This window comes from Pedobacter sp. ASV12 (assembly GCF_016429155.1).
Classification (GTDB): domain Bacteria; phylum Bacteroidota; class Bacteroidia; order Sphingobacteriales; family Sphingobacteriaceae; genus Pedobacter.
In genome coordinates, this window is record NZ_JAELUC010000004.1 from 78,239 (window position 1) to 96,224 (window position 17,986).

Here is a 17,986-nt window from a genome sequence, read left to right on the forward strand (position 1 = left end):
GTTATGAGTTGCCAGTTGAGTGTTGTGGGTAATGCCTGTAACACTTAACACACAACTCGAAACTCAATAAAGAATGGCCAATTTAAAAGAAGTAAGAAATCGTATATCGTCGGTACAGTCAACCCAACAGATTACCAAAGCCATGAAAATGGTGTCTGCGGCAAAGTTGAAACGTGCTACCAATGCCATTATACAATTACGTCCGTATGCAACCAAGTTGAAAGAGATTTTAGGAAATCTTTCGGCTAGTTTAGAAGGGACTTCCTCACCTTTTATCCAAGAGCGCGAGCCTAATAAAGTGCTGATAGTAGCCGTATCGTCAAACCGTGGTTTGGCAGGTGCTTTTAACATGAACGTGATTAAAACGACCAATAATTTAATTGCCCAAAAATACAGCGAGCAATTTAAAAAAGGTAATGTAAGCATTGTTGCTATCGGTAAAAAAACACAAGATTTCTACGAAAAGCGCAACTACAACGTGATTGGTAACAACAATGACGTGTATGCAGACCTGTCTTTCGAAAATGTAACCAAGATTACCGAAGCTATTATGGCCGGTTTCGAAAAAGGCGAGTTTGACAGGGTAGAAGTAGTGTACAATCGCTTCAGAAATGCAGCGGTACAGATTTTAACTACCGAACAATTGTTGCCATTAACCAAAACAGAAGATGCAACGCCACAAGCCACAAAGGGTGTTGCCACCAATGTAGATTATATCCTTGAGCCTAGCCAAGACGAGATTGTAGCGCAATTGATCCCTAAATCGATCAAGATCCAACTGTACAAGGCAGTACTTGATTCGCATGCTTCAGAACATGGTGCACGTATGACCTCGATGGACAAGGCTACCGAAAATGCAGGCGATTTGTTGAAGAGCTTAAAACTGGCCTACAACCAGGCCCGTCAGGCTGCTATTACAACCGAGTTAACCGAAATTGTAAGTGGTGCGGCCGCGTTGAATGGCTAATCCAGTTTTCAGTTGTCAGTTTTGAATTTTCAGGGCCGGACGCTTATAAAATATAGAACCCTCTCCAATTTGGCGAGGGTTTTTTGTTGGTATTGCTAACGAAAGTTTAAAATTATCATAAGTTTGTTGGATTGTAACCGCATGATTATGTTTTCGCTGAATCGTAAATAAAAATAACATGAAAAAGTCTATATTCTGGCTATTGAGCCTCATGCCCTTTTTAACCTTGGCCCAAACCCCGGCAAGGGATTATACCAACGCTATTTTGTGGCAACAGTACAGTGGCGAGTACAGAGCCTTATCTTTTCAGGCCTATAATTTTGCTCGGCTGTCTTTAAAGGAAGCGCTATGGAACCAAGCCAATGGCAAACCCAACTGTGTAATTGTTGATGCCGATGAAACGATTTTAGACAATTCGGCTTTTCAGGGCCACGAAGTTAAAAATGGCGTAAGTTATGTACAGGCCGATTGGACCAAATGGACCAGCTTGGCCGCCGCCGATACGGTGCCTGGAGCCTTGGCCTTTTTAAAGTTCGCGGCCAGTAAAAAAGTAGAAACCTTTTACGTGACCAATCGCGACGAAGCCGATCGTGCCGGAACCTTAAAAAACCTGCAGAAATTCGGATTTCCCTATGCCGATGAAACACACTTGATTTTAAAGACAACAACCTCGGATAAAGAGCCCCGTCGACAAAAAATTGCAGAAAAATATAACATCTTGTTGCTGTGCGGCGATAATTTGAGCGATTTTTCGAATGTTTTCTACCGCGAAGGTAAAGACACTAAGGCACAGGTAAACGCCATGCAACAAGAATTTGGCACCCGTTTCATCGTACTGCCTAATCCTATGTATGGCGACTGGGAAAAACTGCTGTATCAGGGCGACAAGCTTAAAGAGGAAGATCGCGCCAAGCAAAGATTCGACAAGCTAAAAAGTTATTAATTGGTTGTTTTGTAAGCAATAAATATTATTTTTGTCGTATCATTTTTTAACCCAAAAAATCATGGATCAAAAACAAGCGCAAGAAAGAGAACAAAGCATGGAAACCGCTAACCAACCGGGTATTTATAAAACTATTCTAGTTGGCGTTTTAGTAAGCATTTTAGGTGTTTACCTCCGTTTTGCCTTTGATGCAATCTGGCTTTCTATTTTATCTTGGGTAATCCTATTTGTAGGTGCTTTTATCTGCTGCAAAGCGGTTTTCAAGATCTTAGACGCAAAATAAGTCAACATAACTTTATTGAGAAGTCTACATTGGTGCTGCCGGTGTAGACTTTTTTGTTTGGTAGCATTGCTGCTGCTCGCCAAACAGACTGGGGTTACCTTTTGCCTATTTGGGCATTAAGGGATACCTAATCAGCTGAACTAAGGTAAACAAAATGGCAGGGCCAATAGCGCGCTAGGCTTGTGCCTGAACATAACCATTTAAAACCACAGGTTCTATGAACAAATATTTAGTATGTATAGCCATCATCGGATTGATGTTTGGCTGTAATTCGGAGCGAAAAAACAGCTTGTCTACCGAAAGCGTTGCCACCCTCGATTCGGCAGCGGTTGCTTCCGATACTACCGCAACGGCCAAGATCATCAAAACGGCCGATATGCGCTTCAGGGTAAAAGACGTACAGCAAACCAAAGAACAGCTGAGTACAGCCATTAAGGGAGCAGGTGGCGCGGTTGCCGAGTTCTCTATCCAAAGCCAGATCCAGGAAAGCGATAAAGTAAAATACAGCAGCGATTCGCTCAAAGAAATTACCTCTTATCGCAAAGAGGGATTGATGGTGGCCAAAGTGCCTTCTGAAAAACTCGATGATTTTACCAATACCGTAGCCAAAATGGCTGTGTTTGTAGACCAGCAATCGATGAAAATGGACGACCAAAGCATTGCTTACCTGGCCAATAGACTGAAAGCTCAAAATAGGCAAAAGGTAATCAAGCAACTCGATCAAAGCAAGAAAAGGAGTGATGCTGAAACTTCGTTTTACATCAGCGATGATTATATCGACAAACGGATAGAAAACATCAGTATCGATAATCGGGTGAAATTCAGTACCATTACCCTTAGTTTTTATCAGGATAATACCGTAAGCACCTGGATTGTGGGCAATGATAATTTGTATAGCTATCGTCCGGGATTCTTTCAGCGTCTGGGCTTAAACATAGCTGATGGGTGGACTTTCTTTAAGGAGTTTTTGTTAGGCCTTGCTAAACTGTGGGCATTGATCGTTTTCGGATTATTGATTTTCTTTGGTATCAGGGCTTACCTGCGAAGAACTAAAAAAGCATAGTTTATAGATCCCGGATGGCCAGGCTGTTCGGGATTTATTTCACCCGTTTTTTGTTGTCGCTCACAAAAGCCTCCCAGCCGGAATACGATTTGCCGGCGGCTACAGCACCGACCCGCTGAAATGAATGGCAAACGGCCACGGCCAAGCCATCGGTAGCATCTAAAAATTCGGGTGTTTCCTTAAAATTCAGCAGCCGCTGCAACATGGAAGCTACCTGTTCTTTGCTGGCGGTACCTTTGCCCGTTATCGATTGCTTGATTTTTCGTGGTGCATATTCGGTTACCGAAATATCCCTCGATAAAGCCGCCGCCATGGCAATGCCTTGCGCACGGCCCAATTTGAGCATCACCTGTACATTTTTGCCATAAAATGGAGCTTCTATGGCCAGTGTATCTGGTTTAAATTCTTCAATTAGGGCAATGGTTTTGGCGAAAATGCGTTGCAGTTTCAGAAAGTGGTCGTCTAAATGGCCCATCTTTACCACGCCCATGCTCAGCAGCTCAATTTTGTTTCCTTTTTCCAAAATCACACCATAGCCCATGATTGCCGTTCCGGGGTCGATGCCCATAATGATCCGTTCCTTTTTTTCAATTAGCATACAGTAATATTAAACATGTTTTAATGTAAATGTATAAGCGTAATTAATGGAAAGATGGTTTACTAATTTTTACGGGCCACTAATACATAATGGTTAAACAAAATTTCACGTTTTATCAATACCGTTTTAAGCATGGTACAATTGAGCTTGGTCAGCATTTGTTCATATTCCTTTAAATCGTACTGATGGGGGTGCAGAATGTCGGCAGGCTGCAACCGAAATAGGTGTTTTAATAAGGTGTGGTTATGCGCATCGATCGAAACGACAAGTATGCCGCCTTTTTTTGTGCTCTTATGCAGGCGTTCAAAAGCTAGCCCCAAATCTGAAACGTGATTAATGGCGTTGAGGCAGAACACCAGGTCAAAACTATCTGGTTGCTCGAAATCCTCAAGTGAAACGTTATGGAACTTGGTTAATGGATACGATTGCTGGTCAAAATGATCCAGTTCTTTATCGTAACGATTTAATAAGGGGTCTATTGCGGTTACGTCATGGTTCTGCAGCGCAATAAATATACCAGCAGGACCGCAACCTGCATCCAGAATTTTGGATGTGGCTACTGGCTTTGCGTAATCGTCGATTTTTGCTAGGAAATCAATCCAATAATTTTTTTTCCAAGTAAGGTAAGAATCTATGTCCTTATGCTTAAGGTAGTTTTTCCACCACCTAATTTCAAAATACTGGGCAAGTCGCCACCGTTTAGATGTTCTCATAAAGTGCCGAAGTTAAGCTTTTTTTCGTTTCCTTAATTCTTTTGCATGGCAGGAATTTAAATATTGTCGAATAGCTATTTTTGCGATTTTGATTTCGCCGTGGTTTTTCAGGGCTGACCTCGAAAAACAAATATTATGGCCTGTTTTTTGAAGCAAAGCTTGCGTTCGATCTAATTTTATGGGCCAAGTGTTATGGAACTCAAAACCTAAGGGCCTTATCAGGTGGATGCTTTTTTGCTTGATGTTATTATTATCGGCATATTTGCAAAAAAATATAATATTGACCAGTCAGATAAAAAAAATACTTTCCATTGCCCTTAAGGTTACTATTGTGGTTCTTGCTTTTTGGTTGATTTACAATAAATTAATAACTAATGGCAATTTAAAGAACTTTCTGGTACTGATTAAGGAGCTTCCGGCAGCCGAGATATTTTATGTGATGGGTATTGTTTTGTTGATGATGCTGATAAACTGGGGGCTGGAAGCGATAAAATGGCGGCTATTGATCAAAAGAGTAGAAGCGTTAACGTTATGGAGGGCTGTAGAATCGGTTTTTTGCGGATTGACTTGGGCTATATTTACGCCAAATAGACTTGGGGAGTACGGCGGACGTGTATTTTTTCTATCGCCCAAAAGGCGTATAGTGGGCATAGTTGCCATGGTGGTAGGCACTACAGGCCAGCTGTTGCTTACCCATGTATTCGGGATTATTGCTGTTTGCGTATTCGTATATCGCTTTACGCCCATAGACCATCGTTTATTTTTGGTCTTATGTGCCATAAGCACGGCCTTCTGCCTGTTTTACCTGATCTTCTATTTCAATATCAAGTGGCTGAACGGCATTTTGCTGTCTATGCGCATTACTCGTAAGTACAAGAGATTTTATGCTATTTTGGCCAGGTATAAAAAAGCAGAGCTCCTCAGGATATTGCTGTTGTGCTTGGCGCGCTATATTGTATTCAGCACGCAGTACTTTATCATGTTTTTATGGCTGATACCAGACCTGCACCTTACCGATGTCTTGATGCTGGTCTGCATTTCCTTCTTTGTACAATCTTCGTTGCCGTCCTTAGATCTGCTGGATATTGGTGTAAGAAGCGTAACGGCCTTGTTTTTCTTTAAGTATGTAACTGACCAACACGCCGCGGTTGTGGCCTGTGTTGCCAGTATTTGGCTCATTAATATCATAATTCCTGCTATATTAGGCTCCTTTTTCGTTTTTAAACTCAATTTTTTTGGAAGTACTCAACGCAATTAATTATTTGTCTATTTTTCTCATGCTCATCTACATGGGCGTGGTCGGAATTTTTATTCGGGGCTGGGCCAAGATTAAGCCTTTTAGGCGCCATGCCGCACAGGGTAAAACGATGGTGTCGATATTGATTGCCGCCCGTAACGAGGAAGAAAAGATCGGAAATACCTTAGATGATATTTTGGCACAGGATTATGACAAAAGCCTCATGGAGGTAATCGTCATCGACGATCATTCGACCGATCAAACGGCATCGATTATACGAGGTTATGCAGATCGTGGTGTTAAACTGATCCAGCTCAACGAATCGAATGCGCTGAATTCGTATAAGAAAAAAGCGATCCAAACGGCTATTGACCAATCGACAGGTAAATTGATGATTACCACAGATGCCGATTGCAGGATGGGGCCTAGATGGCTCAGTACCGTAGTTGATTATTATGAGACCATGGGCTACAAGATGATTTCTTCGCCTGTAGCTTATTTTGAGGAGAAAAACCTGTTTGAAAAACTGCAGGCCTTGGAGTTCTCCTATTTGATTGGACTAGGTGCTTCTACCATTGGCAACAATAATCCGAGTACCTGCAATGGAGCCAACCTAGCTTACGAAAAAGAGGCTTTCTTTAAGGTGGGAGGCTTTACTGGTATTGATGATTTGGCCTCGGGCGATGATGAATTGCTGCTGCACAAGATGGCTGCGATCTACGAGGGCAAGATCGGTTTCCTCAAAAATAGGGATGCTATCGTGTATACACATGCCAAACCTACGCTACGCGAATTTATGGAGCAACGCAAGCGCTGGGCTTCTAAAAGTACACGTTATAAGGATAAAGTGGTGATTAGTATAGGGCTAAGTATTTGGTTGTTCAACTGCAGCATCGTCATTAACTTGTTGTTGGCTATCATTTTTCCGCAGAGCGATAGCCTTTGGTACTTGGCCGTTCAGTTACTGGGTAAATTCATTATAGAGGTTGTGTTCCTCGCCGGTGTAACCAGTTTCTTTAAAAGAAAACAATTGTTAGTTTTACTACCTGTCATTAATCCTTTTCATATTCTGTATTTCATTTATATCGGCATTGCCGGAAATAGTGGAAAATACAATTGGAAGGATCGTATGGTTAAATAGCAATGAGCAACAACAGCCCTTCAAAAAAAATATGGAACCGGTTTAGGCGCAATAAAATGGCCTTTGGCGGACTTATATTTATTGCTTTGTTGCTGATCATGGGTATTTTGGGTTATTTGATTACACCAGACCAGACCCCCTACGCCAATGATATGCATTTGCAACTGAACAATAAAAAACCTGGACGTACTTTCGAGTTTTTGGTCATCAGCCATAAAAAGAATTTCAAAAAAGTTAACCTGTTGGAGCGGATGCTGTATGGACAGGAAGCGGATTCGAAAAGCATTCCGATTACTGCTTACCGCAAAGTTGGCAACAAGGTTTATGTGCGTGAATACATTGGCGACGATGAACGGGCAGAAGAAACTGCCTATCCATTTGTTGCCGAGAAAGACCACTACAAGCAAACATTTTACCTGGGTACAGATATGTATGGCCGTGATTTGCTGAGCCGGTTGATTTTGGGCATCCGCGTTTCGCTTTCTGTAGGCCTGATGGCGGTATTGATTTCTTTATTCATTGGAGTTGGGTTGGGCGCCATTGCCGGTTATTTTGGAGGCAGGGTCGATGCGCTCATCAGCTGGTTTATGAATGTAATCTGGTCGTTGCCATCACTGTTGTTGGTTATTGCCATTTCATTCGCCTTGGGCAAAGGCTTTTGGCAGATTTTTATTGCCGTAGGGCTTTCTACCTGGGTAGATGTGGCGCGGTTGGTGCGCGGACAGGTGATGGCGCTCAAGGAAGTAGAGTTTGTGGAGGCTTCAAAGGCCTTGGGTTTTTCTACTACAAGAACCATTGTCAAACATATTTTGCCTAACATTGCCGGCCCTATTTTGGTCGTAGCATCGGCCAATTTTGCTTCGGCTATTCTGCTCGAAACCGGATTAAGCTTCTTGGGTTTTGGCGCACAGCCACCTATGCCGAGCTGGGGCACCATGATTAAAGAACATTATGGCTATATCATCATGGATGCCGCCTATTTGGCTGTATTGCCCGGATTGGCCATTATGTTTACGGTTTATGCCTTTAACCTGTTAGCCATTGGCTTGCGCGATGCCTTTGATGTTAAGGGGCAGAACGTTAGTGTGTAGCGTAAACGGAAAAATCCCCCATTAATTAAGATGGAGGATTTTCGAACATTAACCAACCAATCAATTGTCTCTGATTACATGGGCTGTTCCAGTTATGGTATGGTTTACATTATAGCCCATCATATTGCCCGTCATTACCATTTCAACATAGGTGCCACTAAAGCTGATGTCGATATATTGGCCAACAGCTCCTACATTGTTTAGGTTGTATGAAATGGCAAATTGCGTCAGCGCCTGATTGGGTTGGCTGTTTAAGCCATTGCCGTATAGTTGAAAGCCCGAAGCCGTAGTGTAATTTCCAGGACTTATGCTGTTGCCACTGATGGTAATTCCATCTAACTGGGCTGGTGTTGAACCCGAAATATTGAACGAATTGCCATTAACAGCAGCGGTTATGTTAGCCGAAATGGTCTTTAAGGCACCATTGTCTACACTATACGTAATAGATTCGAGATTCGTATTGCAGGTTGTTAAATTTCCTACATTGGTTACACCTGGGCTAAAGCTAAAGCCTAGCATACCAGAATTGGAGTTGTTGTCCAGGTCCTGCCCAATCATCGTAAAAGTTGGCGAACACATCAAAGCCTGGAAACTAAAAGTGCCATTGCTTATCAAAGAGAAATAGTTATTGCCGGCATAGCTGTAATAAACATAACCATTGGTTACGTTGTTGTTGTTGCATTTTTTTAGGGTGCCGCTAACAGTAGTGAGCTGTATGGTAGGCGAGTTGATAACGATAGTTGGGAGTGTAGTGTTGGTTGATAAAGGGCCTACAGATTGGGTATGGATGATGCTTCCACAAGCATTCAGCACATTTAGGGTTAAGGTTTCGTTTTGTGGAACGAGCCCGCTAGCCTGTCCGTTGTTATCTGTGCTGTTCGGGTAAGATGAAGAATTGCCCTGCCTTACCATTATGGTTGTCATATTTGGCAACGGCTGGTTATTCGCATCTACAAGTTTGAGCGATAGGTAAACGCTTGACAATTGGGTGTCAAAATTCCACCAAGAAAAATGCTTAACCGTACCTACATATTTATTGCCGATTTTTGTTGCCGTTCCTTCTTCTTTCCAATAGCCCGCCGTTTCATCAAAATGCCAGAGTGGGATGGTGCTAGGGGCATTCGCTTGTTGCGCGGTGGCAACCGGAAACTCTATTTGGGCGGTATTTGCCAACTGTAGATTTTCGTTTGCACTGCCTCTGAGTTCGATGTTTAGCATGCCATAGGTTTCCAGTAATTTAGGGTCGCCGTTGGTGTTTTTGGCAAACAGCATGCCTGGCATTTTGTAGGTGAGCTTAGTGTCTGATGGATCTAGGTAATTGGCAATAACGCTAACTACGCCATTATAAGTGCTACCTGCTTCGGTTTTGAAAGCGCCATCGAAGACTATTTTTGCGCCATTGGCCAAGCTTACAGTGCTTGTTGTACCAGTATTTACAGTTGCACCAGCTGCTGCTGGCAAGAGCATAATTTTTACCTGGTTGGTTCCTGTGGTAGGTACCAGTGTTCTTGAGCCGATTAAATAGCCAGCTTTAGTAGCAGTTATAAAAGCAAATCGGTCATAAACACTGGCATTTTTAACTACAAAAATGCCATTTGCATCAGTTTGTGTGGTAGAAGCGCCGATTTTAATGGTTGCTCCCGGAATAGGGTTATTGGTTACGTCAACGATTTGGCCAATAAAATCTCTATGGGCAACATTGCCGAAATTTTTTGCAAAATCAGCATCAGTTACTCCAGGAGGGTCAATATCTGGGACCCCGGTATTGTTCTTTTTGCAACTGATAATCGATAAGCAGATGAGAACTGTTATCAAGCAAAAGGTAAATTTTTTCATGATTTAAAAGGGTTTTTATTGATATCAACAAAACGGTATTTATGTTACCCCCTTTTTGAAAAGATTCTTTGGCAGCGCCATCAATTATTGATTTCCCTTATAGTTTGGGTTAAAGTTTTCGAATCGATAAGATCGGTACAAGGCGCTATTCCTTTCTGCATCGGTAGGCGCACTGATGATCAGTTTGTAGTCGCCAGCTTCGAGGTTGTTCAATACTACATGGCCATTGGCATCGCTAATCATGGCCAACATCAACTTGGCAGGCATTTTGCCAATCCTTAAAATCACACCGGCAATGGGCCGGCCGGCAAACTCTGATTTTGGATTGGCGAAAGGCAACTGTAGTTTTAATTGGTAACTGCCCTGCTGAAGGTTGCTAAGCATTGCTTCTCCCTGTTCATTGCTTGTTAAGCTGAGGCTATCTACTGTATTCTTCTCTATCTTGATCAATACCCCGGCAATGGGTTGGCCAGTGGCAAACTGTACCATACCGGTTCTAGAATTTATTTTAGCTTTGGTCATTTTAAGAAGGCATGGAAAATGCGAATCCGGGAAGTCTGCCTGGCAATAATCGCAATACTGATTTTTAAAGGCCTGGTTCAGATTTTGAGGGTAAGTCTCCGTACGGTTTTGAACGCCCATAGCCGCCAACCCAAAAGCTATTGCAAGGAACATATTTTTCATCATCCTAAATTAAGTAGCCACAAGATAAGAAATTATGGTTGCCTCCGTCTTTAGTTTTTGCGTCCCTTGGTGCTCGAAACTCCTTTTTGACTGATGCTTTTGCCCTGTGGGTTTTCAGGTGCATAAATGGTAAACTTGTAAGTTCCGGGGCTTAGGTTTTCAAATTCGAACTCTCCTTTATCATTGCTGGTTACGGTCATTAAACTTCCTCCTGGATTTTTGCCACCCTTAACCACAATACCGCCAATAGGGCTTCCAGCAACCATAGCTAAACCATTAGCTACTTTTTCGCCGAAGGTTTTACCCTGTGTTTGTTTGGCTTCGTATGTTACAGTTTCGTTTTTGCGGCCGCCAGTATAGGTTCGCTCAATGTCGGTTGTAGTCGCTTCGCTTCTTTTCACGCCTTTCTCGCTGATGCTTCTGCCTTGGGGCTCGTTGGGCTCACTGATGGCGAATTTGTAGTTGCCAGCCTCGCTTACCGTAAATTCGAATTCACCATTCTCATTGGTTATGGCCTGCATTAGGTTGCCACCAGGATTTTTACCACCCTTTACAATTACGCCTTTAATAGGCTGGCCTGCCACAAAAGCGGTCACTTCGTTTTTACGACCTCCTGTGTAGGTTCTTGGAGGTAACTTGTCTGATGCCCGTGTCGCCGATCTTTTCACGCCTTTCTCGCTGATACTTCTTCCGAGTGGTATGCTCACACCAACGTTTAACCCGAAGCTATTGTATTTGGTGCTTTGACCCACGCGCTGCATGCTGCCCATGGCTAATTGGTCTTGACTATAAAAACCATCGGCATTGGCACTGCCCTGAGGCTTAAATAACCTAGCTTCGCTATTAACAGCGGGTCCGCTAGTGTAGTTGCCTTCTACGTAAATACCGAACTTGCCAGGGAAGTAAGCTACACGCAACCTGGGAACGAATGCAAACCCTGTTGTTTTCGTGGCATCTTGACGGTATGTTTCCTTGCTATAGTTAGTTCCGTTAACCGAGCCGCTTTGCGTTACCGCAAGTGCTTCTTGCTGTAAGCTGAAATACCCCGCGTTTACGCTGGGCGAAAGCGTAAGTCGGCCAAACGAAAGACTGGCTTGTACGCCTGCTTCGGCCCTAAAACCGTTTTGTTTGTTTTTGTTGTTGCTCAGCGCGATACTTGGTGTGCCACTTTGACCCATCACCTGATAGGATGGGATCGCATTTAAATCATAGTCCTTGCTGCCGGTAAAATACTCGCCGCCAGCGTTAAGGCCTAAGGTGAAAAAATGAGAAGTTACGCCGGCCAAATCACTATGGCCCTCTTTGGCAAAAAGTGGCACATACACATTGCCGTTTACGGCATAGCTGTTGATTAGGTTTGCATCAGTTTTGCCGGTACTGCTCGGGCTGTTCCATCCACCACCGAGCGATAGGATCATGTTGCCACCTGGATTTTTGCCGCCTTTTACAATAATGCCTCCAATTGGATTGCCAGGTCTGTTTTCTTGTGCATGGGTATAAACCGGCAATAAGGATATTAAAATAATGAATAACTTTTTCATGTTGATGATTGTTTGATTTAATGTTATATCAACATCATGGAAAAAATGTTACCCCAGTAACATAGGTTTCGCGCATTTTTTTAATTTTAAGTAAATTAATTTAAGATGAGAAAGCTGATTTATGGCATCAACCTCAGCTTGGACGGGTGTTGCGACCATACCAAGTTTGGTGGTGGCAACGATATCCATGATTATTTTAGGGAATTACTCGAAAGTGCCGACTTGCTGATTTATGGGCGCAAAACCTATGAACTGATGGTGCCTTTCTGGCCTGAGGTGGCCCAAGCACAATCGATGGACGAAACCGTAAATGCCTTTGCCCAAACTTTTGCCAAACTTAGGCGCGTGCTGGTGTCGCGAACCATTGGTAGCGTCAATGACGAGCAGACGACCATTATTAGAGATAACCTAAAAGAGGAAATCATCAAGCTAAAACAACAGCCAGGCAAAGCCATTTCTACCGGTGGCGTGGAGCTGCCTGCCCAACTGATCGCATGGGGTTTGGTAGACGAGTTCCATATTGTGGTTCATCCGGTGCTGGTGGGTCAGGGCAGACGCCTGTTTGCCGAAATGCAGCTGCCAGAAAACGTGGACTTAAAATTAACGGCATCGCAAACACTGCCCAGCGGTTGTGTAGCATTGCGGTATGAAAAGGTTTGAGGCAAGAGCGATAGCCTCCCAATAAATTGACAATCAAAACTGCCAACTGCCAATTGAAAACTGTTAACTTTGCATCGTGTTGCTCAATAGTTATCAAGTAGATTTAATAGAAGCAGGTTGCGATGAAGCAGGCAGAGGCTGTTTGGCCGGGCCGGTTTTTGCGGCTGCGGTTATTTTGCCACGCGATTTCTATTTGGAAGGGTTGAACGATTCCAAGCAGCTTAACCACCAGCAACGTGACGAATTACGCCCGATTATTGAAAAGGAAGCCTTGGCTTGGGCAGTTGCCGCGGTAGACCACGAAGAAATTGACCGCATCAACATCTTAAACGCGTCTTTTTTGGCCATGCACCGAGCCATTGAGCAGTTGCACGTGCAACCGGAATACCTGGTGATAGATGGCAACCGGTTTAAGGCCTACCCTAAAATTCCGCACAGCTGCATAGTAAAAGGCGACGGCAAATACCTGAATATTGCGGCCGCTTCCATCTTGGCCAAAACGCATCGCGATGAGTTTATGGCTAAAATAGCGATTGATTATCCAGCCTATAAATGGGATCAGAACAAAGGCTATCCCACCATTGCCCATCGCAAGGCCGTGATAGAAATCGGCCTATCGCCATTTCACCGTAAAACTTTTAATGTAAGCAATCCACAACTCAGCCTCCCTTTCGAAGAAGAAGGATAATTCGTAATTTCATTGCGTGAAAGTCCTTATTCTAACTTATCGGGTTCCTTTTCCGCCCAACAGCGGCTATCCTATTGTGGTGTACAATACCATCAAAGGACTGTTAAAATTGGATGCCGAAATTACTTTGTTCAGCATCAATGGTTCTAAGAACAAGATCGATATCGACGATATCTACGATCCGGTTTTCGAACAGATAGGTTTTCACTCCTATAATATCGATACCGAGGTTAATATTTGGGGCGCTTTTTTTAACATCTTCTCCAATCAATCTTACAATGTTTCGCGTTTTTACGATGATGATGCGGCCAGGCTTTTAGAAAACATCCTGCGCGAACAGGAGTTTGACATTATCCAGTTTGAAGGGCTTTATGTAGTGCCTTATTTAGATACGGTAAAGGAAAACAGCAAAGCCAAACTCGTTTATCGGGCTCATAATATAGAGTACGATGTATGGGAACGCTTGGCGGCCCGCGAGCAGTTCAGGCCAAGGCGAAAATACCTCGAATTTTTGTCGAGGAGGCTCAAGGTTTACGAAACCGAACAGCTCAACCGCTTTCACCAGGTTTTTGCCATCAGCCATCCCGATAGGCAACAGATTTTGTTGATGGGCTGCCAAACCCGACTGGACGTTTTTCCGGTAGCCATCGATTTTGAAAAGTATCATGTCGATTTAAAGAAGACCAGCTTTCCCACCTTGTTTCATTTGGGTGCCATGGATTGGCGGCCCAACAAGGAGGGCCTCGAATGGTTTTTGGACGAAATTTGGCCCGACATTGAAACGCTGAGTGGCGAACTGCGTTTTTACATTGCAGGTAAAAATATGCAGAAGCAGTTTTTTGAATACGATTCGGAAAACCTGATTGTAGAGAGCGAAGTATTTGATGCCATCGAGTTTATGAATTCAAAAGCCATTATGATCGTGCCATTGTTGTCGGGCAGTGGCATGCGGGTGAAGATTATAGAAGGCATGGCCATGCAGAAATGCATCATTGCCACTACCATGGCGGCCGAAGGCATCAATTGTGAACCTGGAAAAGACATCCTGATTGCCGATACGCCCGACGAATTTTACCGCTCCATCCTGCAATGCATTACCCAACCCAACCGCTGGCGCGAAATTGGCAAAAATGCTCGCAAAACCGTAGAGCGGGATCATGAAATCTATTCGAACGCCAAGCGGATGTTCGAAATCTATGAAGCCCTGTCGGTGCTTTAAAGGCAATTGATGTAGCTTAAAAACCAGTTTTTGGAAACCATGGCGCAAATTGGTTCCAATCTCGGAAAGAAGAATGCTCTTATTATCATTTCGCCTCAAAACATTGCACTTTTCTTAGTATTTTTGGCCACCAAATATCAAAAATCATAACAGTTTAGATGAAAAATACCGCGTTAACCGAAAAACATATCTCATTAGGTGCCAAAATGGTACCGTTTGCAGGCTACAATATGCCCGTGCAATACGAAGGAATAAATGCCGAACACGCTACCGTTAGAAGCGCCGTTGGCGTTTTCGACGTGAGCCATATGGGCGAGTTTATCCTCAAAGGCGAAAATGCTTTAGACCTGATCCAACGGGTAACCAGCAACGATGCCTCTAAATTGTACGATGGCAAAGTGCAGTATTCTTGCCTGCCTAATACAGAAGGTGGCATTGTTGACGATTTGTTGGTTTACCGTATCGATGAGAAAACCTATATGTTGGTTGTTAACGCGTCTAATATTGAGAAAGATTGGAACTGGATCCAAAAATACAATACGGCCGATGTAGAGATGCACAATATTTCTGACCAAACCTCACTTTTGGCTATCCAAGGCCCTAAAGCCGCCGATGCTTTGCAAAGCCTAACCGACATTGACTTGGCTTCGATGGAATATTACAGCTTTAAAAAAGGCACTTTTGCTGGTGTGGATAATGTACTGGTTTCGGCTACTGGTTATACTGGTGCTGGCGGCTTTGAGATTTATTTCGAAAACCAATATGCCGACAAGATCTGGAACGCCATTTTTGAGGCGGGTGCAGCTTACGGCATGAAGCCAATTGGTTTGGGCGCGCGCGATACTTTGCGTTTAGAAATGGGTTTCTGTTTGTATGGCAATGACATTGACGATACCACTTCGCCAATTGAGGCAGGTTTGGGCTGGATTACCAAGTTTACCAAACCATTTACCAATTCGGAAGCCTTGCTGGCCCAAAAGGAAGCCGGTGTGCAACGCAAACTGATTGGTTTCGAAATGATAGACCGTGGTATTCCGCGCCACGACTACCCGATTGTTGATGCTTTGGGCAACGTAATTGGCAAGGTTACTTCCGGAACGCAGTCGCCATCATTGCAAAAAGCCATTGGCATGGGCTACGTGAATAAAGAGCTGGCCAAAGAAGGCACTGAAATCTTTATCGATATCAGAAACAGCAAAATCAAAGCTAAAGTTGTTAAGTTCCCATTTTATAAATAAGATTTGAACCCTAGATGTGAGATTTGACGGTGCCTTGACAAATTGTCTCAAATCTCATATCTCACATCTCAATACTCACATCTCAAATCTCACGTCTCACTCAATGTCAAGAACCATAGAAGTTTGCCTTACGCCTGCCTTGCTCCATCTTTACGATATTGAAAAGAGCATTGTGGTCGTCATTGATATTTTAAGGGCAACCTCATCTATTACCTATGGCATTGACAACGGGGCCGAAGCCATTATTCCGGTTGCGCAGGTTGAAGATTGCTTGGCCTACGCCGATAAAGGCTACCTGCTGGCCGCCGAAAGGAATGGAGAAGTGGTAACTGGCTATGATTTCGGCAATTCGCCGTTTTCTTACACCGCCGCCAAAGTGGCGGGCAAAACCATAGTGCTCACCACGACGAATGGCACCAAGGCCATGCACCTAGCCCATGCGCGCGCGCATCAGGTGGTGGTAGGTTCATTTCTTAACCTAACAGCATTAACAACCTGGTTAAAAGCACAAGACAAAGATGTATTGTTGCTTTGTGCCGGCTGGAAAGATAAATTTAACCTCGAAGACACCCTGTTTGCCGGAGCGGTTGTGAACAAACTGCGTCAGGATTTTGTACATTTTGACGATGCCTGCGTAGTAGCCGAAGACATGTACCTGATGGCCAAGGACGATTTGCGTACCTACTTGCATAAATCATCGCACAGCCACCGTTTGGCCCAGCTCAATATAGAGGAAGATGTGCAGTTTTGCCTGAAGACCGATCTTTGCAAAGCCATTCCAGTACTGGTGGGCGAGAAGCTGGTTAAGCTTGACCATTAACCTAGCGGTTAATAGCAATAAAAATGCAACCGAGTAGGTTGGCTCCTATAATTCCGGCAATAGCTAAAAGCATGCCCCCCAATATTTCTTTTCTATAGCTTGCTAGGCTTTCCCAATGAGGCTCCAATATCACGGTGCGGCGATTAAAATTTAAGCTGGAACTGATTAAGCGGTAAATATCCCGGTTGTTAAACTCGGCTTTATAGAAAACGGGGTTTTCATTAAAGATGGCCATAAATTGTTTTTCAGTCTCCTGATGAAACTCGTGGATCAGTGTTTGCTGAGTGTCATAGGAATTAGACTTCTCAATTTTTTGCCTATACTTTTTAACAAGCCATGAATCATATACACCATTTCTTCTGATGGGCTCGCCATTGCCCAACGGCGTAATAAAGTAATGGTTTACCGGAAAAATTCGGCTTTTGCTGCTGCTGTTTCCAATTTCGTAATCATCAATCAAAACACTGTCTGGGCCAAAGCTGGTCTGGTCAAAGGTGTAGAACATGCTTGGCGCCTTGGCAAATAGCTGCGATGGTTGCGTTAAATGAACAGGCTTGGAGAAATAGCTAGTGGCTTCGTTTTTTATCGGAATAAGTAACAGTACCGACAGGTAAATAAAAAGATTGCTCAGCCAAAAAAAAGCCCCATGTCTGAAATAGTGGCGCTTAACCGGCTGACGTACGATAAACCACCAGATTGGTATTGATAAGGCTATCGTTCCAAAGAACAAATAACCATCCGATAAAGTATGGTCGATGGCATATTTATAAATTGGCAAGGCTATGGTCAAGTAAAGCAATACAAAAATGCCAGTCCTCTTCAAGGCAAATACATAAGCCGAACCAAAGGTTGGAAAAAGCGGGTTTGAACTGCTGTGGATTTCCTTTGCCAACTTTCTTAGAAAGGTTGCTAGTCCCATTTCTTCGTCGAAACTGACCAACGGAAATTTGTGGTAATCAAAATCGTTAAGGTAAATGAACAAGGCTCGACTTCCCCTAGTCACTTCGTTAATGGCAAAGCCCCTGATATTGCTTAGCGGAATTTCAAATTGATGAGTGATGTTTAATGATCTGCAATACTGATGGATATGGAGAAAACCGTCAGCTGTGCTCAAGGTGGTGTCGGCTCTGGTTATAAAAGTGGCTATAAAAAAACTCACGATTAATGTCGTCAATAGCAAAAGAGCTGGCTGTCTCTTATACACATCTAAAAGGGGGGGGGGGGGGGGGGGGGGGGGGGGGGGGGGGGGGGGGGGGGGGGGGGG

The 17,986-nt window shown here is 43.7% G+C and carries 18 protein-coding genes; 12 read left to right on the top strand and 6 right to left on the bottom strand.

The window, feature by feature from the left end; genetic code table 11:
• Positions 1-73: 73 nt before the first annotated feature.
• The 4 genes from atpG (at position 74) to JHD69_RS02720 (ending at position 3,256) form a co-directional block, all read left to right on the top strand.
• Positions 74-967, top strand: coding sequence for an ATP synthase F1 subunit gamma (atpG, locus tag JHD69_RS02705; RefSeq protein ID WP_199137115.1), 894 nt, complete (start codon positions 74-76; stop codon positions 965-967).
• A 178-nt stretch (positions 968-1,145) separates the two neighbouring features.
• Positions 1,146-1,910 carry a 5'-nucleotidase, lipoprotein e(P4) family gene (locus JHD69_RS02710; protein WP_199137117.1) on the top strand — a complete coding sequence of 255 codons (765 nt, stop codon included), beginning with the start codon at positions 1,146-1,148 and terminating at the stop codon, positions 1,908-1,910.
• 61 nt (positions 1,911-1,971) lie between these two features.
• Positions 1,972-2,193 carry a hypothetical protein gene (locus JHD69_RS02715; protein ID WP_199137119.1) on the top strand — a complete coding sequence of 74 codons (222 nt, stop codon included), beginning with the start codon at positions 1,972-1,974 and terminating at the stop codon, positions 2,191-2,193.
• Between the two features lie 217 nt (positions 2,194-2,410).
• Positions 2,411-3,256: a DUF4349 domain-containing protein gene (locus JHD69_RS02720; RefSeq protein WP_233165640.1), complete on the top strand. Its 846-nt coding sequence runs from the start codon at positions 2,411-2,413 to the stop codon at positions 3,254-3,256.
• A gap of 34 nt (positions 3,257-3,290) precedes the next feature.
• Here the strand turns inward: JHD69_RS02720 and ruvC are convergent, their stop codons facing one another.
• Positions 3,291-3,854: a crossover junction endodeoxyribonuclease RuvC gene (gene ruvC / locus JHD69_RS02725; protein ID WP_199137121.1), complete on the bottom strand. Its 564-nt coding sequence runs from the start codon at positions 3,852-3,854 to the stop codon at positions 3,291-3,293.
• 62 nt (positions 3,855-3,916) lie between these two features.
• On the bottom strand, positions 3,917-4,567 hold the full coding sequence (locus JHD69_RS02730) for a class I SAM-dependent methyltransferase (protein ID WP_199137123.1): 651 nt from the start codon (positions 4,565-4,567) through the stop codon (positions 3,917-3,919).
• Between the two features lie 280 nt (positions 4,568-4,847).
• On the opposite strand from JHD69_RS02730, the gene JHD69_RS21615 reads away from it, so the two are divergent.
• From JHD69_RS21615 to JHD69_RS02745, 3 genes are read left to right on the top strand one after another with little or no spacing between them, the layout of a single operon-like run.
• Positions 4,848-5,825 (top strand): lysylphosphatidylglycerol synthase domain-containing protein, encoded by a 978-nt coding sequence (locus JHD69_RS21615; protein ID WP_199137132.1) that lies wholly within the window; start codon positions 4,848-4,850, stop codon positions 5,823-5,825.
• The gene (locus JHD69_RS02740; RefSeq protein ID WP_233165642.1) at positions 5,803-6,945 is read left to right on the top strand and encodes a glycosyltransferase family 2 protein; all 1,143 of its coding nucleotides are present in this window, start codon (positions 5,803-5,805) and stop codon (positions 6,943-6,945) included. Before JHD69_RS21615 ends, JHD69_RS02740 begins: the two co-directional genes overlap by 23 nt.
• A gap of 2 nt (positions 6,946-6,947) precedes the next feature.
• Positions 6,948-8,036: an ABC transporter permease gene (locus tag JHD69_RS02745; RefSeq protein ID WP_199137134.1), complete on the top strand. Its 1,089-nt coding sequence runs from the start codon at positions 6,948-6,950 to the stop codon at positions 8,034-8,036.
• Between the two features lie 60 nt (positions 8,037-8,096).
• On the opposite strand, the gene JHD69_RS02750 is transcribed toward JHD69_RS02745, so the two are convergent.
• From JHD69_RS02750 to JHD69_RS02760, 3 genes are all read right to left on the bottom strand, one after another.
• Complete coding sequence (locus JHD69_RS02750; RefSeq protein WP_199137136.1) at positions 8,097-9,872, bottom strand: carboxypeptidase-like regulatory domain-containing protein; 1,776 nt, start codon at positions 9,870-9,872, stop codon at positions 8,097-8,099.
• Between the two features lie 84 nt (positions 9,873-9,956).
• Positions 9,957-10,556 carry a carboxypeptidase-like regulatory domain-containing protein gene (locus tag JHD69_RS02755; protein ID WP_199137138.1) on the bottom strand — a complete coding sequence of 200 codons (600 nt, stop codon included), beginning with the start codon at positions 10,554-10,556 and terminating at the stop codon, positions 9,957-9,959.
• Positions 10,557-10,606: 50 nt separating this feature from the next.
• Positions 10,607-12,097: a carboxypeptidase-like regulatory domain-containing protein gene (locus JHD69_RS02760; protein WP_199137140.1), complete on the bottom strand. Its 1,491-nt coding sequence runs from the start codon at positions 12,095-12,097 to the stop codon at positions 10,607-10,609.
• A gap of 105 nt (positions 12,098-12,202) precedes the next feature.
• On the opposite strand from JHD69_RS02760, the gene JHD69_RS02765 reads away from it, so the two are divergent.
• From JHD69_RS02765 to JHD69_RS02785, 5 genes are all read left to right on the top strand, one after another.
• Positions 12,203-12,757 carry a dihydrofolate reductase family protein gene (locus tag JHD69_RS02765; RefSeq protein WP_199137142.1) on the top strand — a complete coding sequence of 185 codons (555 nt, stop codon included), beginning with the start codon at positions 12,203-12,205 and terminating at the stop codon, positions 12,755-12,757.
• A gap of 76 nt (positions 12,758-12,833) precedes the next feature.
• Positions 12,834-13,445, top strand: coding sequence for a ribonuclease HII (locus JHD69_RS02770; RefSeq protein ID WP_199137144.1), 612 nt, complete (start codon positions 12,834-12,836; stop codon positions 13,443-13,445).
• A gap of 16 nt (positions 13,446-13,461) precedes the next feature.
• Entirely contained in the window at positions 13,462-14,664 is a 1,203-nt protein-coding gene (locus JHD69_RS21430; RefSeq protein ID WP_199137146.1) for a glycosyltransferase family 4 protein, read from the top strand.
• A 158-nt stretch (positions 14,665-14,822) separates the two neighbouring features.
• A complete protein-coding gene (gene gcvT / locus JHD69_RS02780; RefSeq protein WP_199137148.1) occupies positions 14,823-15,902 on the top strand; it encodes a glycine cleavage system aminomethyltransferase GcvT in 1,080 nt (359 codons plus the stop codon).
• Between the two features lie 103 nt (positions 15,903-16,005).
• Positions 16,006-16,722, top strand: a complete 717-nt coding sequence (locus JHD69_RS02785; protein ID WP_199137150.1) for a 2-phosphosulfolactate phosphatase — start codon at positions 16,006-16,008, stop codon at positions 16,720-16,722.
• Position 16,723: 1 nt separating this feature from the next.
• Here the strand turns inward: JHD69_RS02785 and JHD69_RS02790 are convergent, their stop codons facing one another.
• Positions 16,724-17,881, bottom strand: a complete 1,158-nt coding sequence (locus tag JHD69_RS02790) for a hypothetical protein (protein WP_199137152.1) — start codon at positions 17,879-17,881, stop codon at positions 16,724-16,726.
• Positions 17,882-17,986: the final 105 nt, after the last annotated feature.